26 protein-coding genes are annotated in these 26,472 nt (G+C 45.2%); 8 read left to right on the plus strand and 18 right to left on the minus strand.

The features are described 5' to 3' along the window. Nucleotides 1-4: 4 nt before the first annotated feature. From C8N29_RS11735 to lptM, 6 genes are all read right to left on the minus strand, one after another. Nucleotides 5-457 (minus strand): YaiI/YqxD family protein, encoded by a 453-nt coding sequence (locus C8N29_RS11735; protein ID WP_107866255.1) that lies wholly within the window; start codon nucleotides 455-457, stop codon nucleotides 5-7. Beyond that, complete coding sequence (locus tag C8N29_RS11740; protein ID WP_107866256.1) at nucleotides 457-1,164, minus strand: HAD family hydrolase; 708 nt, start codon at nucleotides 1,162-1,164, stop codon at nucleotides 457-459. The genes C8N29_RS11735 and C8N29_RS11740 overlap by 1 nt, the downstream gene beginning before the upstream one ends. Then, nucleotides 1,161-2,096, minus strand: a complete 936-nt coding sequence (locus C8N29_RS11745; protein ID WP_107866257.1) for a tyrosine recombinase XerC — start codon at nucleotides 2,094-2,096, stop codon at nucleotides 1,161-1,163. Before C8N29_RS11745 ends, C8N29_RS11740 begins: the two co-directional genes overlap by 4 nt. Then, nucleotides 2,083-2,925: a diaminopimelate epimerase gene (gene dapF, locus C8N29_RS11750; RefSeq protein ID WP_107866258.1), complete on the minus strand. Its 843-nt coding sequence runs from the start codon at nucleotides 2,923-2,925 to the stop codon at nucleotides 2,083-2,085. Before dapF ends, C8N29_RS11745 begins: the two co-directional genes overlap by 14 nt. A gap of 149 nt (nucleotides 2,926-3,074) precedes the next feature. Continuing rightward, nucleotides 3,075-4,322: a diaminopimelate decarboxylase gene (gene lysA / locus C8N29_RS11755; protein WP_107866259.1), complete on the minus strand. Its 1,248-nt coding sequence runs from the start codon at nucleotides 4,320-4,322 to the stop codon at nucleotides 3,075-3,077. 15 nt (nucleotides 4,323-4,337) lie between these two features. Next, nucleotides 4,338-4,463: an LPS translocon maturation chaperone LptM gene (gene lptM, locus C8N29_RS11760; protein WP_107866260.1), complete on the minus strand. Its 126-nt coding sequence runs from the start codon at nucleotides 4,461-4,463 to the stop codon at nucleotides 4,338-4,340. Nucleotides 4,464-4,727: 264 nt separating this feature from the next. Between lptM and C8N29_RS11765 the strand changes: the two genes are divergently transcribed. From C8N29_RS11765 to sodC, 4 genes are all read left to right on the plus strand, one after another. Beyond that, the gene (locus C8N29_RS11765) at nucleotides 4,728-5,099 is read left to right on the plus strand and encodes an Mpo1-like protein (protein ID WP_107866261.1); all 372 of its coding nucleotides are present in this window, start codon (nucleotides 4,728-4,730) and stop codon (nucleotides 5,097-5,099) included. Between the two features lie 284 nt (nucleotides 5,100-5,383). After that, nucleotides 5,384-6,061, plus strand: a complete 678-nt coding sequence (locus C8N29_RS11770; protein WP_107866262.1) for a hypothetical protein — start codon at nucleotides 5,384-5,386, stop codon at nucleotides 6,059-6,061. Between the two features lie 45 nt (nucleotides 6,062-6,106). After that, on the plus strand, nucleotides 6,107-7,117 hold the full coding sequence (locus tag C8N29_RS11775) for a bifunctional nicotinamide-nucleotide adenylyltransferase/Nudix hydroxylase (RefSeq protein ID WP_239987136.1): 1,011 nt from the start codon (nucleotides 6,107-6,109) through the stop codon (nucleotides 7,115-7,117). 39 nt (nucleotides 7,118-7,156) lie between these two features. Beyond that, nucleotides 7,157-7,684: a superoxide dismutase family protein gene (gene sodC, locus C8N29_RS11780; RefSeq protein ID WP_107866264.1), complete on the plus strand. Its 528-nt coding sequence runs from the start codon at nucleotides 7,157-7,159 to the stop codon at nucleotides 7,682-7,684. 196 nt (nucleotides 7,685-7,880) lie between these two features. On the opposite strand, the gene C8N29_RS11785 is transcribed toward sodC, so the two are convergent. The 4 genes from C8N29_RS11785 to C8N29_RS11800 all read right to left on the minus strand — a co-directional run bounded on the left by C8N29_RS11785 (nucleotide 7,881) and on the right by C8N29_RS11800 (nucleotide 13,620). Further along, on the minus strand, nucleotides 7,881-9,857 hold the full coding sequence (locus tag C8N29_RS11785; RefSeq protein ID WP_107866265.1) for an acetyl/propionyl/methylcrotonyl-CoA carboxylase subunit alpha: 1,977 nt from the start codon (nucleotides 9,855-9,857) through the stop codon (nucleotides 7,881-7,883). Next, nucleotides 9,854-10,627 (minus strand): enoyl-CoA hydratase-related protein, encoded by a 774-nt coding sequence (locus tag C8N29_RS11790; RefSeq protein WP_107866266.1) that lies wholly within the window; start codon nucleotides 10,625-10,627, stop codon nucleotides 9,854-9,856. The genes C8N29_RS11785 and C8N29_RS11790 overlap by 4 nt, the downstream gene beginning before the upstream one ends. Nucleotides 10,628-10,630: 3 nt before the next feature. Next, on the minus strand, nucleotides 10,631-12,241 hold the full coding sequence (locus tag C8N29_RS11795) for a carboxyl transferase domain-containing protein (protein WP_107866267.1): 1,611 nt from the start codon (nucleotides 12,239-12,241) through the stop codon (nucleotides 10,631-10,633). Between the two features lie 212 nt (nucleotides 12,242-12,453). Then, nucleotides 12,454-13,620 carry an isovaleryl-CoA dehydrogenase gene (locus tag C8N29_RS11800; RefSeq protein ID WP_107866345.1) on the minus strand — a complete coding sequence of 389 codons (1,167 nt, stop codon included), beginning with the start codon at nucleotides 13,618-13,620 and terminating at the stop codon, nucleotides 12,454-12,456. A 376-nt stretch (nucleotides 13,621-13,996) separates the two neighbouring features. Between C8N29_RS11800 and C8N29_RS11805 the strand changes: the two genes are divergently transcribed. Further along, complete coding sequence (locus C8N29_RS11805; protein ID WP_107866268.1) at nucleotides 13,997-14,659, plus strand: oxidoreductase; 663 nt, start codon at nucleotides 13,997-13,999, stop codon at nucleotides 14,657-14,659. 17 nt (nucleotides 14,660-14,676) lie between these two features. Beyond that, entirely contained in the window at nucleotides 14,677-15,165 is a 489-nt protein-coding gene (gene rraA / locus C8N29_RS11810) for a ribonuclease E activity regulator RraA (protein ID WP_107866269.1), read from the plus strand. 70 nt (nucleotides 15,166-15,235) lie between these two features. Here rraA and C8N29_RS11815 read toward each other — a convergent pair whose 3' ends face one another. From C8N29_RS11815 to C8N29_RS11830, 4 genes are all read right to left on the minus strand, one after another. Beyond that, entirely contained in the window at nucleotides 15,236-15,847 is a 612-nt protein-coding gene (locus C8N29_RS11815) for a lysophospholipid acyltransferase family protein (protein WP_107866270.1), read from the minus strand. 4 nt (nucleotides 15,848-15,851) lie between these two features. After that, entirely contained in the window at nucleotides 15,852-17,048 is a 1,197-nt protein-coding gene (locus C8N29_RS11820; RefSeq protein ID WP_170106974.1) for a serine hydrolase domain-containing protein, read from the minus strand. Between the two features lie 74 nt (nucleotides 17,049-17,122). Next, the gene (locus C8N29_RS11825; protein WP_107866272.1) at nucleotides 17,123-17,992 is read right to left on the minus strand and encodes a MaoC family dehydratase; all 870 of its coding nucleotides are present in this window, start codon (nucleotides 17,990-17,992) and stop codon (nucleotides 17,123-17,125) included. 156 nt (nucleotides 17,993-18,148) lie between these two features. Then, nucleotides 18,149-19,546: a 3-oxoacyl-ACP reductase gene (locus tag C8N29_RS11830; protein ID WP_107866273.1), complete on the minus strand. Its 1,398-nt coding sequence runs from the start codon at nucleotides 19,544-19,546 to the stop codon at nucleotides 18,149-18,151. A gap of 779 nt (nucleotides 19,547-20,325) precedes the next feature. On the opposite strand from C8N29_RS11830, the gene dusA reads away from it, so the two are divergent. After that, nucleotides 20,326-21,366, plus strand: a complete 1,041-nt coding sequence (gene dusA, locus C8N29_RS11835; RefSeq protein WP_239987141.1) for a tRNA dihydrouridine(20/20a) synthase DusA — start codon at nucleotides 20,326-20,328, stop codon at nucleotides 21,364-21,366. Continuing rightward, entirely contained in the window at nucleotides 21,335-22,312 is a 978-nt protein-coding gene (tal, locus tag C8N29_RS11840; RefSeq protein ID WP_107866274.1) for a transaldolase, read from the plus strand. Before dusA ends, tal begins: the two co-directional genes overlap by 32 nt. A gap of 120 nt (nucleotides 22,313-22,432) precedes the next feature. On the opposite strand, the gene C8N29_RS11845 is transcribed toward tal, so the two are convergent. The 4 genes from C8N29_RS11845 to C8N29_RS11860 are packed head-to-tail and all read right to left on the minus strand — an operon-like array spanning nucleotide 22,433 to nucleotide 26,456. Then, nucleotides 22,433-23,728 carry a DUF3108 domain-containing protein gene (locus tag C8N29_RS11845; RefSeq protein WP_146164462.1) on the minus strand — a complete coding sequence of 432 codons (1,296 nt, stop codon included), beginning with the start codon at nucleotides 23,726-23,728 and terminating at the stop codon, nucleotides 22,433-22,435. 13 nt (nucleotides 23,729-23,741) lie between these two features. After that, complete coding sequence (hemL, locus tag C8N29_RS11850) at nucleotides 23,742-25,025, minus strand: glutamate-1-semialdehyde 2,1-aminomutase (RefSeq protein ID WP_107866276.1); 1,284 nt, start codon at nucleotides 25,023-25,025, stop codon at nucleotides 23,742-23,744. A gap of 40 nt (nucleotides 25,026-25,065) precedes the next feature. Continuing rightward, nucleotides 25,066-25,674, minus strand: a complete 609-nt coding sequence (thiE, locus tag C8N29_RS11855; RefSeq protein WP_107866277.1) for a thiamine phosphate synthase — start codon at nucleotides 25,672-25,674, stop codon at nucleotides 25,066-25,068. After that, entirely contained in the window at nucleotides 25,671-26,456 is a 786-nt protein-coding gene (locus tag C8N29_RS11860) for a hydroxymethylpyrimidine/phosphomethylpyrimidine kinase (RefSeq protein WP_107866278.1), read from the minus strand. The genes thiE and C8N29_RS11860 overlap by 4 nt, the downstream gene beginning before the upstream one ends. Nucleotides 26,457-26,472: the final 16 nt, after the last annotated feature.

Genomic DNA, 26,472 nt, shown 5'->3' on the forward strand with positions numbered 1-26,472 from the left:
ACGATTATTTGGGTAAATGTTTGGTTAAAAAGCGGTCGAGCTGATTGGCAAATGCGGTTTTATCTTTGGCACTATAGGCAGCGGTAAAACTCTGTACTTGGCCACTGTCGCGTAGTTCGGTCATCAAGTTCCGCATAGTCAGACGATTGCCAATGGTTTCGGGGGTATAAAACTCACCGCGTGGATTTAAGGCATAAACCCCATTATTGACGACTGCTGCGGCAAGGGGAATATCGGCAGTAATCACTAAGTCACCGCGTTGTGCTTGTTGAACAATCCAGTTATCGGCGACATCAAAGCCCGCAGGCACTTGTATCGAGCGAATATAAGGCGAGGCAGGAACACGAATATGTTGATTCGCCACTAACGTCAATGGCACTTTCAAGCGGTCAACGGCACGGAATAAGATATCTTTGACGACGATGGGGCAGGCATCGGCATCTACCCAAATGTGCATTAGTGATGTTCCTTATGTTTATCTAACAGAGCAATCGCTTGGGGTAATTCTTCAAAATTGGTCACAATCGCATCGGGCTGTATTTTTAACGGCCATACTTGGTTTAACCAGTTGACCCAAATAGTTTTCATCCCAATATCCTGTGCAGCTTGAATATCTTGAACAGGATGGTCGCCAATATGAATAGCTTGGTGTGCGTCGGCTTGGGCATGACTGAGCGCTTGCTGAAACATGGCAGGATGAGGTTTGGCAAAGCCCACGCTGGCAGCAGATAAATGATGTTCAAATAAATGACCAATGCCCACTTTATGAACATCGGCATTGCCATTGCTGAGTGCATACATTTTATATTTAGGGGCTAATTCTTCGAGTGTTTCCAACACATAAGGAAAATATTGCACAATATTGCGTTGTTGCTGAAAAACTTCATAGGCTTTTTTGACAATCTCATTCACATCCCCTTGAACATGACCATCTAACACCTGTTTCAGTGTTTTGAGGCGTAGTTGTGTGAGGTCGTGGCGAATATCAGGGTTTTCGGAAGAAATTTTTTGTTTGTATTGTTCAAATTGAACGATGCTGACTTTGAAACGTAACGCAGGTTGATTTTGATAAATCCATTCCATCATGGCGTTTTCGGCACGCGCAATAATAGGGTCAACTGACCATAAGGTATTGTCTAAGTCAAAGGTCAATAGTTTAATCATTTTTTCGCTCTGGGGTGTGCTTTGTCATACACTTGCGCCAGATGCTGATAATCCAAATGCGTATAAATCTGAGTCGTGCTTATGTTGGCATGACCCAACAACTCCTGCACAGCTCGCAAGTCTTGGCTAGATTCTAACAGATGTGAGGCAAAACAGTGACGGAATAAATGCGGATGTAAGTGTTGAGGCAAGCCTAAACGCTGGCTATGGTACGTTAAGGCTTGTTGTATGCCCCGCTCGGTAAAACGTCCACCCCGTTCATTGAGAAATAAATAGTTGCCACTGTCAGCTTTAAGAAAGTCTGGGCGTAGGCTCAACCATTGTTTAATTGCGGCAATTGCCTTGCGGCCAACAGGAATGACACGTGTTTTGTTGCCTTTGCCGATGACGGTAATCAGGCCTGCACGTATGTCGATGTCATTTAAGCCACAATGACTCAATTCGGAGACCCGTAAGCCACTGGAATACAGTAGCTCCATAATCGCTTTATCGCGTTGCCATAATGTTGCCGCATGGGCAGATTCGGGTGCAGGCGAGTGGTCGAGTAATTGGTGAATAAGGTCTACGTCCATGACGGTGGGTAGGTCACGGTGTGGACGTTTGATACGAAAGGCTTTGGCAGGGTTGTAACTGACTTTACCTTGTTGCCCCAACCAGTCATAAAAACCACGCATCGCCGAGAGTAGACGTTGTACACTGGTTTTTGCTAACGAGTTAGTCGATAACAGAGGGCCAATAAATTGGGTGAGTCGGTCTTGGTCTAGTTCTGCCCAGTCTTCACAACCTTGCTGGCACAAAAATTGTGCCAGTTTGTGCATATCACGCTGATAGGCGAGTAAGGTATGTTCGGAGACATAACGCTGACTTGCTAGTAGGTCGAGCCATGTGTCAAGGTCGTGTTCAAAATGCACAAGTGCCTTATTGCCATTCATACAAGCGCAATACTCCGTCAAATACGCGTGCGGTAGGCCCTGTCATCCACACAGGATGACCTTCGCCTTGCCAGCGAATATCCAGCTCGCCACCACGTAATTGTACACGCACACGTTCATCCAATAAGCCTTGTTGAATACCCGCGACGACGGCAGCACATGTGCCTGTGCCACAGGCTAACGTTTCGCCTGAACCACGTTCAAAGACACGCAATTTTGCACGTTGACGGTCGATAATCTCTAAAAAGCCGACATTGACACGCTCAGGAAAACGCGGATGATTTTCAATGATACGTCCCCATTCTCTGACAGGGGCGGTATTGACATTATCGACTAAAATCACGGCATGCGGATTTCCCATGCTGACCGCGCTAATCTCAATAATATGGTCGCTCACGTCTAAAGGATAGGTAAGCGCGCGTGCGGAAGCAATAAACGGAATGTCGTTAGGTTCAAGACGAGGGACTCCCATGTTGACTCTGACCCAACCGTTGGGCGCGATATTTAGCTCAATTATACCGCTGGCTGTTTCGACAATCAGTTTTGTTTTGCGACTTAATTTACGGTCACGGACAAAACGGGCAAAACAGCGAGCGCCGTTACCACATTGCTGAACTTCAGAACCATCGGCATTAAAAATACGATAGCGGAAGTCGACATCGGGACGTGTGGGAGCTTCAACCAACAGTAATTGGTCAAAGCCGACACCAAAATGGCGGTCAGCAATTTGTTTGATTTGATGAGTGTCTAAACGAGCACGTTGGCTAATACAGTCAATCACCACAAAATCATTGCCAAGGCCATGCATCTTGGTAAATTCCAGACGCATAATCATTCTCTCTTATAATTCGTTTGGCGCGCGTTGTTAAGGACTGTGATGCATAGAGTCAGTATGGCGTGATGGCCATCAATGCAATGACTCTATGACAGTGTTTAATCATACGCTTAGAAACAATCACTTGTACTCTATAGTTGACGTTAAGGCAACACAGATTCAAGGGCTAATAAGTCAGCAATCGTTTCGCGTCGGCGAATCACATAAGATTTATCGCCATCTACCATAATTTCTGCTGCTCGACCGCGTGTGTTGTAATTGGAGCTCATGACAAAGCCATAGGCGCCTGCGCCACAAACAGCCAATAAGTCGCCTGCGCGAAGGGCTAAATCGCGGTCTTTTCCTAAAAAGTCGCCCGTTTCACAGACAGCACCTACCACATCATAGCGTTGTTTATCGATATCTGTATGGGGTTGTACGGGAATAATGTCCATCCATGCCCCATATAACGAAGGGCGAATTAAATCGTTCATGGCGGCATCAATAATCGCGAAGTTTTTATAGTTCGTTGGTTTCAAAAACTCTACTTTGGTCAATAAAATCCCCGCATTCGCTGCAATGGCGCGGCCAGGCTCTAAATAAACGGTCAGTGTACGACCTTGTAATTTACCCAAGAGTGCTTGGGCATATTCGGCAGGTGTAGGCGGTGTTTCATCACGATAACGTACACCTAAGCCACCCCCAATATCTAAATGCTCAATAACAATACCGTGTTGTGCTAAGGTATCAATCATGGCCAAGACGCGGTCGAGTGCATCGGCAAAGGGAGTAGTGCTCGTCAGTTGAGAGCCGATATGACAGTCAATGCCAATCACGTTGAGACCACTTAAGCTGGCAGCATGTTGATAAACTGCGAGGGCTTCATCAATGGCAATACCAAATTTGTTTTCTTTGAGTCCTGTCGAAATATAAGGATGCGTTTGCGCATCAACATCAGGATTGACCCGTAAAGAAACGGGCGCTTGTTTGCCCAGACTGACGGCAACGCGATGGATACGCTCTAATTCAGCCGCAGATTCGACGTTAAAACAGGCGATACCTGCCTCAAGGGCGGTGGCAATTTCAGCATCTTGTTTGCCTAAACCCGAAAATACCACCTTGCTTGCATCACCGCCAGCCGCGAGCACCCGCGCTAACTCCCCACCTGAAACAATGTCAAAACCTGCACCCAAACGCGCTAAAACATTTAATACAGCGAGATTAGAGTTAGCTTTGACCGCATAACACACTTGATGCGCCACACCCGAAAACGCCTCATCAAAGGCACGGTAATGTGCTTCTAAGGCAGCACGCGAATAGACATATAAAGGCGTACCATATTGATGGGCAAGTTGGCTTAAATCGGAGTTTTCGGCACATAAACGGCCGTGTTGATAGCTAAAAAACGTCATGTTCGAGGCTCAATATTAGGGCTGTGAATGAGGAGCAATGGGTGTGGCGGGTGGATTTTTAGCAGGCAAATACAGACCGCCTTTTTGGCCACAAGCACTTAATAAACAAATGAAGAAAAGTAGTGTGAAAGAACGCATCATCACAGTCAAAAACCAAGGGTAAATATTCCGCTATGCTAGCGGAATTGTGGACATAATACAAAAATCTTCTTATAAATCCGCCTGTCTTATGGTGCTTTTGCTTGAAGTCTGTACGCAGCTAGAAATTTGTCTTGCGTGCTCTCAACGAAGACTTTGTCGTATGGCAGACAGATTGGTCTATCGTTGTAAATTATGATTGACAGAGTCGTTTACGCCGACTATACCCTTTGACCACGCTATGTATCTTTATAAGGAAAGCTAATTATGACAGCACAAACCATTATTCCCCTACATGAAAATGCCGTACCAAGCCCCACCAACGATGAGCAAACACCGCTCAGTTTTGCCAGTTTTGAAGAGTTTTATCCTTTTTATCTTAGTCAGCACGAAAATCAAACCTGTCGCCGTTTACATTTTGTGGGTAGTAGCTTCGGTCTATTAGGTTTAGGGGCAACCTTAGTGACAGGAAAAAAACGCTATTTAGCCGCAGGGGTAGTGGCGGGTTATGGTTGTGCATGGGTGGGGCATTTTTTCTTTGAACACAATAAACCTGCCACCTTTAGTCATCCCTTGTATAGCTTTATGGGAGATTGGGTAATGTATAAAGACATGCTGACAGGAAAAATACCCTTATAACGGTAATGCCAGTCAGTTAAGGGAAAAATACCCCCGCGACTTCGCTCAGGGGGCATTTTTCGTTGGTTGAGCGGTGGTCACTGAGCGCAGCCGAAGTGAGTCGAAACCAATAAAAAATTTTTAACTGACTGGCATTACTTATAACAAGGTATTTGGTGCTGAGGTGTTGGGTTGACGTCATTAAATAATCGCTAAAGTTCAGGTGCTGTCAATAGCGCCTAAATCATGACGTTGTTCAGTGAGTTTAAGGCTGTCTGCTATATAAAAAACGCAAGGAGTAGCGTATGCGCGCTGTCTATTTGAGTGTGTCTTTATGGGTATCGGCTATAGTCCATGCTGACAGTTTAGTCGGTTATTGGACGACACAATGGCAGGGTGAAACACTGACACTACAACTAGATGCCGATGGTACGGGGCTGCTTAATCAGCAACAGATTCGTTATGCGACGCAAGCTAATGTCTTATGGGTAGAAACGTCGGCAGGGCTGAGTAGCTACTATTATCAATTACAGCAGGGTAAATTAAGCCTACAAGGTGGAGATTTGACTGTACCGATGGTCTTGGTACGCAGCAAAAAGACGCAAGCTATTCAGAAAAACACGACTGGCACAAAGCAAACGCATTTAGTAGGTAAATGGTGCTGGCTGAGTGCTTTCTCGGCAAATACAGGCGGCGGCAGTACAAGTAGTCGTTGTTTTGTATTAGAGGCGAATGGTCGTTATAGCTATCAAGATGAAAGTAGCACAGAGGCTTATGGGGGTGGCATGTGGGGCGGTACCCATACGCAGCATCAAGATAGCGGCCAGTGGTCACTCAATAATCATACAATGACTGCACGTTCTGATACAGGTCAAGTCACGGAGTACCGTGTTGAACTCAAAAATCACCCCAAAAATCGAGACCCGATGATTTGTTTAGATGGCGAGTGTTATGTGAGTTTTTATCAAAAAGCCCCGTGGTAATCTATGGGCGAGACGACCGTGTTTTTTCCTCAGGAGCTTGCTATTGTGTTTGACTTTCTTGTTTTTATTGGCCGTTTTCAGCCTTTTCATATCGGTCATGCACAGGTATTGGCGCAGGCGCTGGCACAAAGCCAACAGGTGATTATGCTGATTGGGTCTGCCCGTCAACCGCGTAATACGCGTAATCCGTTTACTGTGTCTGAGCGTAGTGAGATGATTTTATCTTCATTAGCCGCAGAACAGGCAGCGCGTGTGCATTGTTATCCTTTAGATGATTGTTTATATAATGATGCTTTATGGGTAAAAACAGTACAAGAAGCGGTACAAACGGTTGTGAGTCGTCAATCTGACGGGGGGCAACTGAAAATAGGTTTGATTGGTCACCAAAAAGACCACAGCTCTTATTATTTACGCTTATTTCCACAATGGCACAGTGTGGATGTGGAAAACTTTCAGTCTTTGTCGGCAACCCCCTTACGAGATGCCTATTTATTAGGCAAGACACTCGACAATACCTTATTACCTTTGGCCACACAGCAGGTTTTGCAACGTTTTAAGCAACAGCCTGTTTATCAAGACCTAGCAGCAGAAGCCGCCTTTATTGAACAATATAAACAAGCGTGGTCAGTTGCACCGTATGCCCCGACCTTTGTCACTGTTGATGCCGTCGTATTACAAGCAGGACACATTTTGCTAGTTGAACGTAAGACCAGACCAGGCAAAGGTTTATTTGCTTTACCAGGGGGCTTTGTCGATGCACAAGAAACGCTCATTGCGGCCTGTGTACGTGAGCTACAAGAAGAAACACAATTAGGCGTCCCTGAAACGGTATTATATGGCGCACTTAAAGCGCAACGGGTATTTGATGAGCCAAACCGTTCTGCTCGTGGCCGTACGATTACCCATGCCTTTATGTTTGAGTTCGCTCCCGATGTGGCTTTGCCATATGTCAAAGGGGGGGACGATGCGAAATCTGCCTTTTGGTTGCCTCTATCCGAACTAACCCCAGAGTATTTATTTGAAGACCATTTTCATATCATTAATGCCATGCTTTAGCCCAATGGTATATCTTCACCAAGAAAAAAAGGAAATCTTATGAAAGTCCTATCGTTACTCGCTGTATTGTGTTGTGCAACACACAGTTATGCCGACATTATTATTCCCATGAATATGGTGGATGAGAAAGGCGTGGGTGTAAGTATTGGCCAAATCAATGCTGCAGATTCAGCCTATGGCTTGGTACTAACGCCGAATTTAACGGGCTTGCCCGCAGGTTTACATGGTTTTCATATTCATGAAAACCCCAGTTGTGATGCTAAAGAAAAAGACGGAAAAATGACTCCCGCACTGGCTGCGGGCGGTCATTTAGACCCCAAAGGTACTAAAAAGCATGATACACCGTGGGGAGAGGGGCACTTAGGAGATTTACCCGCATTGTTTGTGGATGCGAATGGCAAAGCGACGCAACCCGTACTAGCGCCACGACTTAAATTGGCTGATGTCGTTGGACGTTCAATCATGATTCATGCGGGGGGTGATAATCATGCCGACCATCCAATGCCTTTAGGGGGTGGTGCAGCGCGGATGGCCTGTGGTGTCATTAAAAAATTAGGTGGAGGCTAAAAAAGACGGCGTAAAATACGCCGTTCTTATCGTGGCTAACGCTAATTGAGTCCCTTAGCGTTTGTATGTTGTATTGAGTCCAACTGTATTATAGAAAAAAGTATTCCGTTGTGAAGCTCTAATACAGATTGCGATGAAGAGGCTAATAGACTCAAAGCAAATACGACAGACAAAGCAAAGATATAACAGATGCGTCTCATTCTATTAGAACTTGCCCATCTTGTACTAACGTACCTGTTGCCACCCAGACTTCTGTAATGGTAAAGTCAGATTGCGCGGTGATGCGGTGCTCCATTTTCATTGCCTCCATAACCACTAAGGTATCACCTTGTTTGACGGCTTGGCCTGCGGTCACTAAGACGGCAGTAATACGGCCTGTCATGGGCGCACGATAGCCTTGATGGGCATCTTGCTTATTTGCACGATGCAAATAGGGTTCTTGAAATTGGCATTGCCAAACCATACGCTCATGGCGTAGTTGTAGGCCATGTGCATCGAAACAAACCTTAAAACTTAAACGCTGCTCTTTATCTTGGTATATCCAGTTTTGATTTTCTGTAAAACAGATAAAATCAATATCTTGGTCGTTAAGTCTCGCTTGATAATGATGCCTTGCAGTAGCAGTGAGGCTAAGGCTGTGGGATTCCTCATTGATTATTAGTGTCAACTGGCTATCACGACGGCCAAAACTACGCCATCCTTCGAGTTGCTGCCACGGCGAAAATTGGTCGTTCGTGTTTGAGCTTTGTTGTTGCTGGCGTTGACGTTGATAATAAAAAGCAGCCGCAACCAATAAGGCCTGTTGTTGATGACGTGAATCTTGACTAATTAATTCGGTATGTCTGCCTATTAAAAAGTCTGTTCCCAAATCACAGGCTGCAAAATCAGGATGAGCAATTACTTTTTGTAAATAACCTAAATTATGCCGTAAACCTGTCACGCGCATGTCGTTTAGAGTTTGTAATAAACGTGCGATAGCTGTGGTACGATTTTCACCCCACGCAATGACCTTGGCGAGCATGGGATCATAATAGGGGGAAATGTCATCACCCGCTTGAAAACCTGTGTCAATACGTTGCCATGTGTGTTGTTGTGGAAAGTCAAATTCTGTCAGTCGACCAATCACAGGGAGAAAATCATGCGTAGGGTCTTCGGCATATAAGCGTACTTCAATGGCATGTCCCTGTGCCTGTAATTGTGTTTGCTCCAAGGTTAAGGTTTCACCGTTAGCAATCTTGAGTTGCCACTCTACCAAATCTAAGCCACTAATAAATTCGGTAACGGGATGTTCGACCTGTAGGCGGGTGTTCATCTCCATAAAATAGAATTGTTCATTCGCCACTAAAAACTCAATCGTTCCTGCATTACTATAAGCAATGGCTTTTGCGGCTTGTACGGCTGCTTCACCCATCGCTTGCCGTAGCGATGCGGGTAAGTTGGGGGCAGGGGCTTCTTCAACCACTTTCTGATGGCGGCGTTGTAATGAACAATCACGGTCGAACAAATAAATGCAATGCCCATATTTGTCTGCCAAGATTTGTACTTCGACATGACGCGGTTTGACTAAGAGTTTTTCGATGAGTAGGCGACTATCACCAAAACTGTTTAAGCCCTCACGTTGAGCGGCAGCAATCGCCTCCTCTAGCTCATGGGCTTGATGTACAGCGCGCATCCCTTTGCCACCACCACCAGCAGAGGCTTTGAGTAAGACCGGTAAACCAATTGCCAAGGCTTGTGTTTTTAAGGTGTCTAAGGCTTGGTCTTCACCATGATAACCAGGTATCAGTGGGACACCAGCTTGTTGCATCAGGGCTTTAGCCTGAGATTTGCCACCCATCGCCGCAATTGACTCTGCAGAAGGGCCGACAAAAATTAAGCCTGCGGCACTGACTGCGGCGGAAAAATCGGCATTTTCAGATAAAAATCCATAGCCTGGATGAATCGCTTGTGCGCCACTACGCAGTGCTGTGGCAATCATTTTATCGGCACATAGATAAGATTCACGGCTAGGCGGATTACCAATACAATAGGCTTCATCGGCTAATTGTACATGCAGAGCGTTGGCGTCTGCGGTAGAGTAAACGGCCACGGTTTTTATGCCTAAACGACGTGCTGTTTTGATAATGCGGCAGGCAATTTCGCCGCGATTTGCGATGAGTAGCTTAGTAATCATTTAATCCATCCCGCAGGGCGTTTTGCCAAAAATGCACTGAGGCCTTCTTTACCTTCGGTGCTGGCACGCAAGTCTGCAATCAATGTCGTGGTATAGTCGCGTAAGTCTGCATCTAGAGTTGGGTGTACCCGTTGTATTAAACGCTTACAGGCTGACAACGCCTGTGGTGAATTGAGCAGTAAATGTTGAATAATTTGTTCACTTTCGGCGTCGAGTGCGTCAGACGTGCACATATACTGGACTAAACCCAAACGATAGGCAGTCTCTGTGTTAAAACGTTCGCCTGTTAAAAAATAACGCTGTGCTTGTCGATGACCAATAGCGGCCATGACATAAGGACTAATCACCGCAGGGACTAGGCCTAATTTGACCTCTGACAGTGCAAAACTGGCTTTATCGCTGGCGATAGCTAAGTCACAACAACTGACTAGCCCGACACCGCCTCCTAACGCAGCACCTTGCACAATGGCTAAGGTAGGGCAGGGAAAGTGATATAAACTCGACATCAATTCTGCCAACTGCTCGGCGTCGTGTTTATTTTCTTCGGGACTGTATGTGGCAACACGTTTCATCCAATTCAAGTCTGCGCCTGCGGAAAAACTTTTACCTGTTGCTTTAAGCACGAGTAGCCGTACGTCGGTTTGGATAGCATAATGACGAATGATGGTATTTAATTGGGCAATTAAGTTGTCATCAAACGCATTATGTAATTCAGGACGATTAAGGCATAGGGTCACTACACCTCGATTATCACAGTGATGAGTGAGCATAAGTTACATCCTGAAAACGCCAAATTGTGTCTGTTCGCTTGGTGCGTTTAAGCTGGCCGAAATACATAAGCCTAACACATCACGTGTGTGTGCGGGGTCAATAATGCCATCGTCCCAGAGTCGTGCGCTGGCATAAAAAGGATGTGATTCGCGTTGATATTTTTCTAGGTAAGGTTGCTTAAACGCAGCTTCTTCTTCGGCTGACCAATGAATACCTCGTTTGGCATTGGCTGCTTTTTGGACGTCCGTTAATACGCTGGCGGCTTGTTCTCCCCCCATGACGGCAATACGTGAATTTGGCCAGCTAAATAAAAAGCGTGGGCTATAGGCGCGGCCACACATGCCATAATTCCCTGCGCCGTAAGAGCCACCAATAATGACCGTAAATTTAGGCACTTTGGCGCACGCAACAGCAGTCACCATTTTGGCACCGTGTTTGGCAATGCCGCCTTCTTCGTATTTTTTGCCCACCATAAATCCCGTGATATTTTGTAAAAATACCAATGGGATATTACGTTGACAGCATAACTCAATAAAATGCGCACCTTTTTGTGCAGACTCACCAAATAAAATACCATTATTCGCAACAATCCCTACAGGATACCCCCACCAATGCGCAAAGCCGCAAACTAAGGTATTGCCATACAAGGGTTTGAATTCATCAAATGCTGAGTCGTCGACTAAACGGGCAATAATTTCACGGACATCAAAGGGTTGACGTGTATCTTTGGGAATAATGCCGTAAATTTCTTCGGCAGCATAACGCGGTGGCCGTGGTGTTTGCACGGCAAGTTGAATCTGTTTACGTCGATTTAATCGACTAATCGCTGCCCGAGCGAGGGCGAGGGCATGGGTATCATTGTCGGCTAATTGGTCAGTCACGCCCGAGGTACGACAATGTAGGTCGGCACCACCTAAGTCTTCGGCACTCACAATTTCACCTGTAGCAGCTTTGACTAAGGGAGGGCCAGCTAAAAAAATGGTGCCTTGATTTTTAACAATAATCGCTTCATCTGCCATGGATGGCACATAAGCACCGCCCGCTGTACAAGAGCCCATCACCACCGCAATTTGAGGAATATTGCGTGCTGACATATTCGCTTGATTGAAAAAAATCCGTCCAAAATGGCGTTCGTCGGGAAATACTTCATCTTGTCTAGGCAGATTAGCACCGCCTGAGTCGACTAAATAAATACAGGGTAAATGATTCTCTTGGGCAATTGTTTGTGCACGTAGATGTTTTTTGACGGTTAAAGGGTAATAAGAACCACCTTTGACGGTAGCATCATTAGCGGCAATCACACATTCAATCCCACCTACACGGCCAATACCTGCCACCAACCCTGCGGCTGGGACATCTTCTTTGCCATAAACTTGATAAGCGGCGAGTGGCGATAATTCTAAAAAAGGAGAGCCTGTATCTAATAAACTCAAAATACGTTCACGTGCAGTGAGTTTGCCTCGACTTTTATGGCGAGCGACCGCCGCTTCACCGCCGCCTTGTTCTATGGTTAATAATACGTGATTTAATTCAGCTAATTGCTGACGTAAGGCAAGGGTGTTTTCTAAAAAACTCGCACTATGCGTATTCACTTGGCTATGCAAAATGGGCATAAAATCGCCTCGTATATTATACACTCCCTAAAAATAGAGAGTTTACTAAAAAACCTAAAAAATACTCAGGTATATATGAAGAAATGTGTATCATTCTGCTTAGAACTTAGGCGGTCTAAAAGCCTAAGCCCTATGCGTTCACTCCCTCACGCTTGGTCAAGAAGGGGATGATTAGATATCCTAACCCTTAGCGCATCGTTGCCTTGATATGTTTAGCGTGTTTCGTTAAATAATTCACGGCCAATTAACATACGGCGAATTTCCGACGTCCCTGCACCAATCTCATATAATTTTGCGTCTCGTAATAAACGACCTGTGGCATAGTCGTTGATATAACCATTGCCGCCCAAAATTTGTATCGCGTCTAAAGCCGTTTGTGTGGCATTTTCAGCGCAATATAAAATGGTAGCGGCTGCATCTTTACGTGCAGTCTCACCACGGTCACAGGCTTGGGCAACAGCATATAAATAAGCACGGGAGGCATTGAGCTTGGTATACATATCTGCCACTTTGCCTTGAATTAACTGAAATTCACCAATTGATTGGCCAAATTGTTTACGCTCGTGGATATAAGGAATCGTGATGTCTAAACAGGCCTGCATAACACCAACTGGGCCTGCCGCTAAGACAATACGCTCATAGTCTAAACCGCTCATTAAAACTTTAGCACCGCCACCAACAACTCCTAAAATATTGCTATCGGGTACAAAACAGTCAGTAAATACTAACTCGCAGGTGTTAGAACCACGCATGCCTAATTTATCGAGTTTGGGCGAACGGCTAAAACCTTGCCAGTCTCGCTCAACAATGAATGCGGTCATCCCTTTAGAGGGAGTACCCATTAAATCTGTTTTGGCATAAATGACATAAGTATGTGCATCAGGCCCATTGGTAATCCACATTTTATGGCCATTGAGCAAAAAGCCACCGTCTACTTTGTCGGCACGTAATTTCATACTGACGACATCCGAACCCGCCGTCGTTTCGCTCATGGCTAAGGCGCCAATATGTTCGCCGCTAATCAGTTTGGGTAAGTATTTGGCACGTTGCTCGGCATTCCCATTACGATAAATTTGATTGACACATAAGTTAGAATGCGCACCATAAGATAGACCAACAGAGGCAGAAGCGCGGGAGATTTCTTCGATGGCTAAGACATGCGCTAAATAGCCCATATTCACACCACCATATTCTTCGCTCACCGTCATACCTAACAAGCCTAAATCACCAAATTTACGCCACAAGTCCATGGGAAACTCATTAGATTTATCAATATCGGCGGCACGTGGTGCAATTTCTTCTTGAGCAAATTTATAAACCATATCGCGTAATTGGATATAGGTGGGGTCTAAGCCAAAATTCATGCCTGTATAGCTCATGGTAACACCTGTATAAGTGGTAATACGCTGCTCTGCTTGATTGACAGATATCACACAGCGTTATTTCTGATTTGATGATGGACGATAAATCTGAATGTAGGGATATCCCATGCTGACATTCATCTGCTTTTCTAAAGGTGGCAGGATAATACCAAGCAAATGCTTGCTTGGATAGTGGGTTTAACGGCTTCTTGTTTACATACGCTTATCATAAAATTCTGCAAAAGCCTGCATTTTGCTGCTATCAACCGTTTGCTAATTTTGCTTGAGTAGGCATAATTCGACGGTGGAGGCCGCTGTCTTTGTATTGAGCTGCATTAGTCAATCAAAGCGGTGTGAGTTAAGCAGTAGCGATTGCAACAAACTGGGGCGAGTTATGAGCGGAAAAACCGCAATTATTATTGGTGCCACAGGGATGGTAGGCAAACAAGTATTAGCATTACTTTTAGAGTCAACGGCTTATCAGCACGTCATTGCGCTGAGTCGTCGCTCAATGTCTATCAGTCATCCTAAACTAAAAAATATGGTTATTGATTTTGACCATTTGGCTGAAGAGCTCAAGCATATTCATGCAGATGATGCCTTTTGTTGTTTGGGTACGACCATTAAACAAGCAGGCACTAAAGCCGCATTTCATAAAGTGGACTACACCTATAATTTTGAGTTTGCACACACTCTGAAGCAAAATGGCTGTCAGCATTTTTTACTGATTTCAGCCTTAGGGGCCTTTCCTAAATCCTTAGTATTTTATAGTCGTGTTAAAGGCTTATTGGAAAAAGATATTAGTGCCTTAAAGTTTACCCGTTTAAGTATTTTTAGGCCGTCGTTGTTATTAGGTGAGCGCGCAGAAAATCGCTTAGGGGAAAATTTGGCAGCTAATCTGTTTCCATTAATCAGCCCTTTTTTACGTGGTGGATTGCGAGCAATTCAACCTATTCAGGGCGCAGTTGTGGCCAATGCGATGGTATCAATCGCACAGCAACCCCCTACCAGCGATAATCCCCATTTTTATTATTATGATGAGATGATGTCGGCATAGTTAAGAGGACGTTAAACGTGAGCCATTATGTAACCCCCGATTTATGTGATGCGTATCCTACGGTACGTGTTATCACGCCAATGTTTAAGAATTTTGGTGGCCGTCAGTCCTTTGGTGGACAAGTAGTGACGGTTAAGTGCTTTGAAGATAATTCGCGCGTAAAAGAGCTACTGGCTACCGACGGTAAAGGTAAAGTGTTAGTCGTAGACGGTGGCGGCTCTCTACGTTGTGCCTTGCTGGGTGATTTAATTGGCGACAGCGCCGTCAAATATGGCTGGGAAGGCGTGGTGATTTACGGTTGTGTACGCGATGTTGACGCGTTAGCACAGTTAGATTTAGGCGTGCAGGCCTTAGCGGCTATGCCCTTAAAAAGTGTGCGTAAAGGCGTTGGCGAGGTGGGTATTAGTCTTTCTTTTGGCGGGGTCACTATTCAAGATGGTGAATATATCTATGCCGACAATAACGGTGTGATTGTTGCTGACCAAGCCTTATCGATGCCGGTATAAGCGCCTTGAAAACCTATAATCCTCTCCAACCGTGGGAGGGTTATCAACGCCTCTAAGAGGTATGCAGCCGCTAATGTCTTTGCGCTAAATCCTGCAATGGTTTAGACAGTCTTTCGGGATGGTGTGGTTTAACACCGACATAGTATTGCTGAATCTGGCTGATATCATATTCCATATCGGCAGTTGGCTGATAAACCCCTAACATTTGTACTTCTTTTTTGTCGAAATCAATGCCCCATAAAATAATGGGGACATTGGCTTCATAGGCAATGCGGTGAAAACCTGTTTTCCATGCTTGCGCGCTTGTCCGTGTGCCATCTGGCGCTAAACACAATAACATACGTTCTGATTGTTGAAGTTTTTGGATACTGATTTGTGTCACTTGATGTGCTTGTTGACGGTCAATGGGAATCGCACCTAACCACCGCATAAAGTAACCAAACCCCCATTTGAATAAAGAATGTTTGGCCATGACGGTGACTTTAATGTCTAAGGCAAAAATAGTGGCAAACGCAAAAAAACCATCAAGATTAGAGGTATGGGGGGCGCCAATCATCACCGCTTTGGGGATATCTGGCATATCGCCGACAATTTTCCAACCCGTTATTTTTAACATCCATTGACCCAAAGCACTCATGAAGCTATTCCCACGCTCAGGCAAATGCTGATAACGGTGCGACATAATTTTATCCTGCGGCTTTAATCACAGCTGTATTTATACGCCATAATCTAAAATCCGCAAAGGGGGAGCCACTGCCTGTGTTAACAATGTAACCCACGCCTAACTCACGAGAAGGGTCGGCCCACGCGCCAGAGCCGCCATAACCAAAGTGACCAAAAGCGTGCGGGGTTTGTGGCCATGTCGTAAATACACGGTGATAACCTAAACGCCAGTGCATGGGCATAGGAAATACATCTCCACGTTGACGATTATAAACACGACTGATTTCTTTGACGCGTGCAGGAGATAACAGGCGTACACCGTCGATTTCCCCATCATTTGCGAGTGCCGCATAGACTTTAGCTAAAGAGCGTGCGGTAAAAACCCCGTTTGCCCCAGGAATACAGGCTTGTAAGCTGCGGGCTTCGTCTAAATAAAACTTGTTCATGCCACGTGGCAGTAAGGCTTCGGTGGTGGTGTCAGGATTAAAACCAGACCAACGTAAACTTTTATCAATCAGTTGTTGTGGCAACGGTGTACGAGGTTTGCTGGTGTTTGTGCGTGGTTTATAACGGGCCGCCCCAATGATGTCAGTACAACGGGCAAGCTCACTATCAGGCACGCCAATAAAACAACCATCGAGTTTTAAGGGCTGAGTAATCAGTTGTGCTAGTGTTTCTGAGAGTGGTGCATGTGTCGCTTTTTCAATCAATCCGCCAACCAGCCAACCAAAGGTCAGCGCATGATACCCATTACGTGCACCCGCGGCATGTAAGGGACGTGCCTGCGCCATCACCTCTAACATGTGTGGCCAATCTAACATCTCATGGGCGTCTTGAATCATACTGCGAATATGATACAAGCCAGCCTCATGGGTTAACACATGACGTAAACTAATACTGTGTTTACCTTGTTGGGCAAATTCAGGCCAATAGTGTGCAATGGGTAAGTCATATTGTAGTATGCCTCGGTCAACCAACATATGTGCTAAGGTACTTAAAATACCCTTAGTCGTTGAATAGCTAATACTCATACTATCCGCTTGCCATGCGTTGCCTTCTTTATTGGCAACACCCGCCCAAATATCTAACACTTTTTGCTGACGGTGATAAACTGTCAATGCTGCACCACCCATTCGCGGTGCGGCAGGTAATTGTTCTGCAAAGACATCAACAACAGCGCGGAATTTGGGGTCTATATGGCCATGAATAGTATAAGTCATTGTTATTCTCATAATACTGGCAGGTCTGAGCATAGCCCTCATGCAACAGACCTGTGAGGGGATGATTCAGCGTCTTAAATGGCTTTGATAATACCCGCTAAGTGTGGTTTCGCCGATTTGGCATCAAAGACTTGAAAATGGCGTTCCACTTTACTGTTGATTTCGGACTGGAAAGCCACTTTGGCAGGCAATAACACGGGTAACTTAAACTGGACATCTACACTGAACGCATCGGGTAGACGGCCTTCGTAAGCAGCTAAACAGCGTGCTTTTGTCCACATACCATGTGCAATTGCCCGCGGAAAACCAAATAATTTTGCAGTAAAATCATAGAGATGAATGGGGTTGCTATCACCAGAAACGGCAGCATAACGACGGCCAATATCGCTTGGAATACTCCAAATCGCATTAAAGCCTGTGACAGGTTTTTTATCTTCACTCTGTTTAGCTTTGTCGTCGTTTGTTTTGCTGCTACTGGTTGCTTGGCGGAATAAATAGACACTCTCGCCAGTCCATACCAATTCGTTACCGACATACACTTCGCCTAATAAGGCAAATTGCTGACCTTTATCGTGTGGTTTTAACTCGCCAAATCGACAAGTCACATTCACTTTTTCGTTGGCATTAACAGGGCGATATTGCGTGATTTTATTAGCAATATGCACTAAACCTAATAACGGAAATGGAAAACCATCTTCTATCATTAACGCCATTTGTAGTGGCATGACCAACATATGTAAGTAGGTGGGTGGTAACACATCGCTTTGAGCAAAACCACAGACCGTGTTGTAATCGGCTAAATGTTGGCGGTCAATAGCAATCGCATTCAACGTTAAACTGAGTTCGGGTAAGGTGTTGGAGGATTTCTTTTTGAGACTATTAACCAATGCCTTTGGATACATTGCAAAACTAGAGGGCAGGCGAGTCAGGGTACGATTGGCCATGATGTTATCTCGATAATATGTAAAGAGGCGTGCTAACGGGACAAAACGCGATAGCTACCCCTTAAGATAAACAAGGACAGTATCAATCAATTAAACATCCATACTTATCCTTATCAAACCGTGTCAGAGGAGGGAAGTTGCTTCCCTCCCCGCGTATTAAGCACCAATTAAACTTTGGCCACACACACGCACAATATTACCCATTACGCCAGCAGAAGCAGGGTTGGCGTACCAAGCAATTGCCTCGGCCACGTCAACAGGTTGGCCACCTTGAGACATCGAATTCATACGACGACCTGCCTCACGGATAGCAAACGGAATGGCGGCCGTCATTTGGGTTTCAATAAAACCTGGTGCAACCGCGTTAATGGTGATGTTTTGAGCTTTTAATAACGGCGTCATGGCTTGTACCATGCCAATCACACCCGCTTTAGACATGCCATAGTTGGCCTGGCCTAAGTTACCTGCGATACCACTAATAGAGGATACACAAATAATACGACCATTACTGTTAATGACATTATTGGCTAACAACGCATCGTTGATACGCTCTTCACTGGACAAGTTAATGTTCATGACCAAATTCCACTGCTGAGGTGTCATATTGGCTAAGGTTTTATCGCGGGTAACGCCTGCATTATGCACAATAATGTCTAAGCCTTTTACCTTACAGAAGTCGGCAATTTTTTGTGGTGCATCGGCCGCTGTGATATCTAAGCCTAAGACCGAACCACCAATACGACCCGCAACGCGATTTAGGTCAGCTTCTTGCGCAGGAATATCTAAGCAAATGACATGTGCGCCATCGCGCGCTAACACATCGGCAATAGCTTCACCAATACCACGGCTTGCGCCTGTGACCAGTGCTGTTTTGCCTGCTAAGGGTTTATTCCAGTCCAAGTTAACTTGTGTGTCGTTAGGACTAATACGAACGACTTGTGCCGAAACATAAGCAGATTTGGCAGACAAGAAGAAACGTAAGCTGGATTCAACTTGGTTTTCGGCATTGGGGGCAACGTAAATTAATTGTGCAGTACTGGCTTTTTTGAACTCTTTAGCCACGGCACGCACAAAACCTTCTAAGGCACGTTGAGCGGTCGCTTGTTTGGGGTCGGTGCAGCTTTCGGGGGTACGACCTAACACCACAACACGACCACAGTTAACGAGTTGGCGCGCGATGGGGTGGAAGAAGTTATATACTTCGACTAATTCTTCGCTGTTTTTAATGCCAGACGCATCAAACACAAAGGCTTTGAATTTGGATTCTTTATCGTCCACATTGTGTTTGCGTAACGATAAACCCGCATCAGAAGCCGCCGTTTGATGAATAAAATCTTGGTTGCCAGCATAGGCTTCGGCATGAATATTTTTTAATACGCGAGCAATCGGAGCAATCAATTCGGCATTAGGAGCCGCACCGAGCAAAACAGCGCCATTGACTAAGGGCTTATTGGCGTCAAAACGCTCTAATACTAAGGGAGCAGGTAAACCTAAATTGCGGGTTAATAAGCGGCCAACAGGAGAGTTTGCAAATAATTGATAACGGTCACTCATTGTATATTCCTTCGGTGGTACAGGTGGAACAAAAAATTAGTTACTACGAATAGTCAGGGCTATTGAGCTTTTGCGTGTCAGCCTACAACATCAGACTGTTACAAACGCATGTTAATGGTCAACAGACCTGATTATGTCAGCTATCAATAAATAGATGACAACTAATCGTTGAGGCGCGAGCCTAGTGTAAAAGCATAAAAATGGCGAGAGGCTTTGTTGTACAAAACATAAAAAATATGTCGATTACACACAGTTACTCACTTGAGCTTTACCAAACACGAGGCGAGCGGACAAAATTTTTAACGACAACAGACTAACAAAACTTAGCAGCAGTAGCATTCGCTTTCTGGCATAACGGGGCATGCGCAATGGCCAATATGATAGCTATAAAATTGTCAGAAACAGGCTAGGTATTTGGCTAGGCCATAACAATCGATATTTATGGAGATTCAGAGAACAGTAGTGCGGCTAAAAAAATAGCTCTTTCCCTTTGGACTGCGTTAAAAATCGCTTCATAACTGTATGACAAAACCTGCCAATAGCATCACTATTTGCTGCGTTTTTTGCCTTGTCTGAGGCAGTTTTTATCAGCAACGTGGCTCACACGTAAAACATCAACAGCCCCTAGAAGTTTTCTCGTATGAGTGTTTCTTGTTCAGGTGACAAGCGTTGTATTACATGATTGAGTAATGTCTGGGTATTTGCTTTTAACCACAACAAGCCTTCATGCTTCGTGTATAATATTTTTTAGTTGTCATGTATAGCAGCTATGAGTCTTTATGCTAACTCCTTTAGAAAGTATGCTTCATCACATTAATTCGAATCATAAAATTTTGTCCGTTGCTCCGATGATGGATTGGACAGATAGACATTGCCGTTATTTTTTACGTTTATTTAATCCCCATGTTCGTTTATATACCGAAATGGTGACAACAGGCGCATTGATTCATGGTGGCCGTCATCGCTTTTTATGTTTTGATGCCATTGAACATCCCGTTGCATTACAAGTGGGTGGCTCAGATAGTCAAGAGCTTGCACAATGTGCCCAATTTGCAGAACAATACGGTTACGATGAAGTGAACTTAAATGTAGGTTGTCCGTCGGACCGTGTGCAAAAAAATAAAATTGGCGCATGTTTAATGGCCGAGCCTGAATTAGTAGCGGACTGTATCAGTGCGATGCAAGCGGCTGTACGTATTCCTGTGACAATTAAACATCGTATTGGTATCGACGACTTACAGGACTACGAGAACCTATATCGGTTTGTAGAAACCGTGGCACAAACAGGCTGTCAAGAATTTATTGTACATGCGCGTATTGCCTTATTGCAGGGCTTATCTCCCAAAGAAAATCGTGAAATTCCTCCGTTGCGTTATGCCGATGTTTATCAACTCAAACAAGATTTTCCTCAGCTAACCATTCATATCAATGGTGGCATTAAAACCTTGAATGAAATCGTTGAACATTGGGAGCAGGTAGATGGTGTGATGATTGGTCGTGAGGCGTACCACAACCCCTATATTTTAGCGCAAGCCCTTGCGTTGTGGGGCGAAGATATCCCATCACCGCATCAAATACTGCAAAGATTCCTGCCATTTATCGAGCAAGAACTGACAGCTGGTGTGCCATTGATGCAAATGAGCCGACACATCTTAGGTTTATTTCAAGGTATGGCTGGCGCACGCAAGTGGCGACAACATCTCAGTAGTTATGCGTATCAAAAACACAGAGGCATCGAATTAATCGAGGAAGCCGCCAGTTTTGTTGAAGACCGACAAAGGACACCTTATGAATCAACTACAACAGCTACAACAATTTAGTACGATTGTCGCCGATACAGGCGATATAGCGAGTATTCAGCGCCTACAACCACAAGACGCCACCACCAATCCGTCGCTCATTTTGAAGGCTGCCACACAAGATGAATACGCCCATATTATTGCCAAAGGCCTAGAAGATAGCAAACACTTGCCCACGCAGGCGCAACGCTTACAAGGTGCTATTGAAGCCGTTAGCGTGGGCTTTGGATTGGAAATATTAAAAGTTGTTCCTGGCTTAGTCTCTACCGAAGTAGACGCACGAGCATCTTTTGATATGCGTGCGACCTTAGAACAAGCACGTCGTTTGATTAAGCGTTATCAAGAGGCAGGGATAGACCGCGAGCGTGTCCTAGTTAAAATTGCCAGTACATGGGAAGGTATTCAAGCCGCTCGTCTCTTGGAGCAAGAAGGTATTCATTGTAATTTGACGTTATTATTCAATTTCGCACAAGCACAAGCCTGTGCCGAAGGAGGCGTTACCTTGATTTCTCCTTTTGTAGGCCGCATTTTAGATTGGTACAAAAAGAGTACAGGCCAAGACTATAGCGCTGAGACCGACCCTGGTGTACTGTCAGTTAAACGTATTTATGATTACTACAAAGCCTGTGACTATCAGACCGTTGTCATGGCTGCAAGTTTTAGAAATATTGGCGAAATTAATGCACTTGCGGGCTGTGATAAACTCACGATTAGCCCTGCTTTATTAGATGCACTGGCCTCTAATCAGGAACAATTGACACGTCAACTCAGTCCTACAGAGGGGCAATTGAGCATGCGCTTATCGCCATTGAGTGAAAAAGAGTTTCGTTGGCAATTAAATGAGGATGCGATGGCAACTGAAAAATTAGCCGAAGGTATTCGTGCTTTTGCAGCCGATTTGAGGACACTCGAGCAAAAAATAGAGACCTTATGTAATACTGGTCAGTTAAGAAAAATGGGCACTTAAAAACAGCCCTTTGACTCCGCTCAGGGCGCATTTTGGCGTTGACTGAGCGGAGTCGAAGTCAGTAAAAATTGCTTAACTGACAGGCATTAGGGGCATTATTGGTTTAGCGAAAATAATATTTTAAGGCGCATCTTCGCCTACCCCCACCTCTGACTTAAAGGATGGGGGTGGCTCTTCGGCATGTTCCAATAATTCTTTAGGAATAGCGTCTGGTTCTTTACTTTCAGGCTCAGGTTTGAGATTTTTACCAATCACGGTTTGTCCCTCAAATGCCAACGACTTTAAGCTGTATTCCATGACTTCACCTTTGCTCGTTGGTCCTCTAAACTTAACAGGAAAATTACGATAATCAGGGGCTAACCAAACATCATAACCTTGTTGAGCGATACCTGTAGCCAAATTAATACGTTGTCCTTGTAGATGTAATGTACGCATTTCACCCGCAGGTAGTTTGAGGCGTTCTTCGCTAATCAATTTCAGTTCGATATTATAAACGGCACTGCCAGTCGTAATTTGTAGCTGACGGCTTTCGGTGCCTACAAAACTTACCGCAACCTGAAACGGTAGACTGGCAGCATCTTGGATTTCACCTTGTAGCGCTGCGTATTTTACGTCTGATTTTTTACCAAAACGAATCGTATTGTTGCTGCGGTCAATATCGGCAAATCGATTGAGTTTATTATTGATATAAACGCGATATTGTTCTGGGCTTATACCATTGACTGAGACGCCGCCTTCACTGACCATTTTGGCCTTAAAGCCAAATTTAGACGCCTCATTTTCAATGATGTAGCGTTCGCCTTCCATACGCCACATCTGTTTGATTTCAACACTAAACCCCATAAAGCTAGCTTTATAACGGGCAGCAATTTCCACAGGAAAGGGGGGTGGCTCTTCATGTATTGCGATAGGTGGTGTTTTTGCTAACTCCTCAGGCGGTGGCGGTAAGCTATCGCCTAGCGGAATGGCATCTTCACTGACTTGTTCGGTGGAGGCGTTGTCTGATTTGGGGTTGTCGGCAATTTGTGGACTGGGCGGAGCAAAATCATCACCACTGATAGGTTCTACAAGGGGTTTTTCGGGTTTGATTTTTTCTTTAGTGAGTTGTTTCTTATTGTTATTATTTTTGCTTGGCGCAATTTTCTCTGCCGCAGGTGGTGCTTCTTCAATTAAGGTGACAATGGCTGCACCTACTTGTGGTTTAGGGCGAGCAGGTGGCTTAATGGATAGTTTTACGCGCGGAATAGCGTCGGCTTTCTTTTTAGAAAGCACTTCGTCGGGCGAGTCGGGACTAAAATCAGGTAGTTCAAATTCGCCATCCCATAATAAACATAAATGAACAAGCACTGAAGCCGCTAGTGCAGTAGCTAGCGGTTTACGTTGTAAACGTATCCTCAGTGTTTGGACAAATGGCAAGCTGTTAACCTAATTAAGCAAGTTGAGCAAAAGCGCGTTCAGCCGCGAGTAAAGTCACTTGTATTTCTGTGTGACCGTGTGCACTAGAAATAAATCCTGCTTCAAAAGCAGAAGGGGCTAAGTATACACCTTCTGCTAACATCAAATGAAAGAATGATTTGAAGCGTGCTACATCACAGGCCATCACATCATCATAACTCTCGATTTGGCTTTTTGTGCTAAAAAACAAGCCAAACATACCACCGACCTGTGTCGTAGTAAAAGGTATACCCACCGCATCGGCGCGTTGTTGTAAACCTGTTAGTAGTGTATTGAGCTGAGCCGCTAACTGTTCATAAAAACCTGCTTTACTGACTAATGCCAACATCGCCAATCCTGCACGCATAGCGAGTGGATTACCAGATAAAGTGCCAGCCTGATACACCCCACCCAATGGTGCAATGCATTCCATGATTTCACGCTTACCGCCAAACGCACCCACAGGTAAACCAGCACCAATTACTTTGCCTAACGTGGTGAGGTCGGGTTTGATATTATACAGTGCCTGAGCGCCGCCCAACGCTACTCTAAATCCCGTCATCACTTCATCAAAAATTAATACAGCGCCATACTCGGTACATAAGCGGCGTAAACTTTGTAGAAACGCTAAAGACGGTGGAACGCAGTTCATATTGCCAGCAACAGGTTCAATAATCACGCACGCAATCTCTTCACCCATTTGGCCAAAGAGTTGCTCTAATGCAGCAATATCGTTATAAGGCAGTGTGAGTGTGTGTTTTGCTAAATCAGCAGGTACGCCCAGTGAGGTAGGTACGCCTAAGGTGAGGAGTCCTGAGCCTGCTTTGACTAACAACGAGTCGGCATGGCCATGATAACAACCTTCAAATTTCAGTAGTTTATCGCGTTGGGTATACCCACGTGCCAAACGAATAGCGCTCATCGTGGCTTCGGTGCCTGAGCTCACCATACGTACCATTTCCATCGAGGGCATTAATTCGCAGACTTTATCGGCCATTTGAATTTCAGCTTCTGTGGGTGCACCAAAACTTAAACCGTTGACGGCTGCTTCTTGTACGGCACGGACAATATCAGGATGCGCATGGCCTAAAATCATCGGCCCCCATGAGCCGATATAGTCAATGTAGGCTTTACCATCGGCATCCCATAAATAAGCGCCTTGACCTTTGCTAAAAAAAATCGGTGTACCACCAACCCCTTTGAACGCTCTAACGGGAGAGTTGACTCCCCCTGGAATATGACGGCATGCGGCAGTAAAAAGTTCTTGATTACGACTCATAGTAGTGACTCATATAGCAAATCTAGACAGTCATTGGTGTCTAAAATAAATGGCGAAATGCGGCGGTGTGTGGAGCAATCTCGGTATTAGGTTTAGCAAAAATTTCACTAATCATTGCCAGATAGTTTGCTCCCGCTGTGATTAGGGGTGGCGCATTGTCTAGGGTTATGCCACCAATAGCAACTAGTGGTAAATTGAACACTTGTGCTTGTCTTAGAATGTTGATGTCAGCTAATGACGCTAAAGGTTTACTGGGTGAGGGGTAAAATGCGCCAAAAGCCAAATAGCTTGCGCCTGCATCCACCGCTTGCGCCGCAAACTCTAAGGAGTTATGACACGTTGCCCCGATAATTGCTTTGTCACCTAGACGTTGTCTGGCAAGTTCAATCGCACCATCCCCCCGACCTAAATGTACCCCTACTTTTAAGCGGGCTGCCAAGTCGAGGTCATCATTGATAATCAATGGGACTTCATAAGCTACACATAAAGATTTGAGGGCAAAAGCCTCTTGGTAACGGGTGCTGGCTGTCGCTTGTTTGGCGCGGTATTGTACTAAGTTAGCACCGCCTATGAGCGCTTGCTCTACCGCTTCGAGTAACCGTCCATGCAGCAACAAACTGTCAGTGATGACGTAAACGCCGTGTTTCATGCACCAAAACTCTTAAAGCGTTTGGGAATGGCTTGGCCATCTGCATGCGGACGGTCAGCACGCAACAAACAATTATTGAGCCAAACCTCGGCACGGCTGATAGCAATACTCGGACTATGGCCTTGTGCGATACCCGCAGCAATGCCCGCGGCTAAACTGCAACCTGAACCATGAAATTCACCCGCTAAACGCGGCCAATGGCTAGTTTGAATCAAGGTGTTGTCTTGATAGAAACGATTACGTAACATCTCTCCTTGCTCATGGCCGCCTTTGAGCAACACCTGTTTAGCCCCCATCTCACTTAAACGTTGAATAACGCCTGATTCCGTCTCTGCGACTGATAGCCCTGTTAAACTTTCTGCTTCTATACTATTGGGGGTTAGCACGTGTGTACGTGGAAATAAAACTGTTAAGTGTTCAATAAAGCCATCAACGGTTAACGAGCCACCGCTGTTCGCTACTAATACAGGGTCTAAAATCAGGGGAATATCGGGGTATTGCTGACAAATGTTATCGACGACAGCAATGATATCAGGCGTGCCCAGCATGCCACATTTAATTGCTTTGACAGGTAAATCCGCAAGCACTTTAAGGGCTTGTTGCTGTATTAACTCAGCATCAACCGATTGAAAACCATAGACGCGTTGGCTGTCTTGTACTGTTAAGGCAGTACACACGACGGCGGCATGACTACCCAATGCCCCAATCGCTTCAATATCGGCTTGTAAGCCAGCCCCCCCCGAAGGGTCTAAACCACTAAAACATAAAACAACAGACCGCATAACGTTTACTTTGCCA

Source organism: Agitococcus lubricus, from assembly GCF_003051055.1.
GTDB classification, from domain to species: Bacteria; Pseudomonadota; Gammaproteobacteria; order Pseudomonadales; family Moraxellaceae; genus Agitococcus; species Agitococcus lubricus.

What these genes read in the sequence shown, in the direction of transcription:
- C8N29_RS11735 (WP_107866255.1), bottom strand. Translation starts at nt 457, where the DNA reads ATGCACATTTGGGTAGATGCCGATGCCTGCCCCATCGTCGTCAAAGAT.
- C8N29_RS11740 (WP_107866256.1), bottom strand. Translation starts at nt 1,164, where the DNA reads ATGATTAAACTATTGACCTTTGACTTAGACAATACCTTATGGTCAGTT.
- C8N29_RS11745 (WP_107866257.1), bottom strand. Translation starts at nt 2,096, where the DNA reads ATGAATGGCAATAAGGCACTTGTGCATTTTGAACACGACCTTGACACA.
- dapF (WP_107866258.1), bottom strand. Translation starts at nt 2,925, where the DNA reads ATGCGTCTGGAATTTACCAAGATGCATGGCCTTGGCAATGATTTTGTG.
- lysA (WP_107866259.1), bottom strand. Translation starts at nt 4,322, where the DNA reads ATGACGTTTTTTAGCTATCAACACGGCCGTTTATGTGCCGAAAACTCC.
- lptM (WP_107866260.1), bottom strand. Translation starts at nt 4,463, where the DNA reads ATGATGCGTTCTTTCACACTACTTTTCTTCATTTGTTTATTAAGTGCT.
- C8N29_RS11765 (WP_107866261.1), top strand. Translation starts at nt 4,728, where the DNA reads ATGACAGCACAAACCATTATTCCCCTACATGAAAATGCCGTACCAAGC.
- C8N29_RS11770 (WP_107866262.1), top strand. Translation starts at nt 5,384, where the DNA reads ATGCGCGCTGTCTATTTGAGTGTGTCTTTATGGGTATCGGCTATAGTC.
- sodC (WP_107866264.1), top strand. Translation starts at nt 7,157, where the DNA reads ATGAAAGTCCTATCGTTACTCGCTGTATTGTGTTGTGCAACACACAGT.
- C8N29_RS11785 (WP_107866265.1), bottom strand. Translation starts at nt 9,857, where the DNA reads ATGATTACTAAGCTACTCATCGCAAATCGCGGCGAAATTGCCTGCCGC.
- C8N29_RS11790 (WP_107866266.1), bottom strand. Translation starts at nt 10,627, where the DNA reads ATGCTCACTCATCACTGTGATAATCGAGGTGTAGTGACCCTATGCCTT.
- C8N29_RS11795 (WP_107866267.1), bottom strand. Translation starts at nt 12,241, where the DNA reads ATGCCCATTTTGCATAGCCAAGTGAATACGCATAGTGCGAGTTTTTTA.
- C8N29_RS11800 (WP_107866345.1), bottom strand. Translation starts at nt 13,620, where the DNA reads ATGAGCTATACAGGCATGAATTTTGGCTTAGACCCCACCTATATCCAA.
- C8N29_RS11805 (WP_107866268.1), top strand. Translation starts at nt 13,997, where the DNA reads ATGAGCGGAAAAACCGCAATTATTATTGGTGCCACAGGGATGGTAGGC.
- C8N29_RS11815 (WP_107866270.1), bottom strand. Translation starts at nt 15,847, where the DNA reads ATGTCGCACCGTTATCAGCATTTGCCTGAGCGTGGGAATAGCTTCATG.
- C8N29_RS11820 (WP_170106974.1), bottom strand. Translation starts at nt 17,048, where the DNA reads ATGACTTATACTATTCATGGCCATATAGACCCCAAATTCCGCGCTGTT.
- C8N29_RS11825 (WP_107866272.1), bottom strand. Translation starts at nt 17,992, where the DNA reads ATGGCCAATCGTACCCTGACTCGCCTGCCCTCTAGTTTTGCAATGTAT.
- C8N29_RS11830 (WP_107866273.1), bottom strand. Translation starts at nt 19,546, where the DNA reads ATGAGTGACCGTTATCAATTATTTGCAAACTCTCCTGTTGGCCGCTTA.
- dusA (WP_239987141.1), top strand. Translation starts at nt 20,326, where the DNA reads ATGCTAACTCCTTTAGAAAGTATGCTTCATCACATTAATTCGAATCAT.
- tal (WP_107866274.1), top strand. Translation starts at nt 21,335, where the DNA reads ATGAATCAACTACAACAGCTACAACAATTTAGTACGATTGTCGCCGAT.
- hemL (WP_107866276.1), bottom strand. Translation starts at nt 25,025, where the DNA reads ATGAGTCGTAATCAAGAACTTTTTACTGCCGCATGCCGTCATATTCCA.
- thiE (WP_107866277.1), bottom strand. Translation starts at nt 25,674, where the DNA reads ATGAAACACGGCGTTTACGTCATCACTGACAGTTTGTTGCTGCATGGA.
- C8N29_RS11860 (WP_107866278.1), bottom strand. Translation starts at nt 26,456, where the DNA reads ATGCGGTCTGTTGTTTTATGTTTTAGTGGTTTAGACCCTTCGGGGGGG.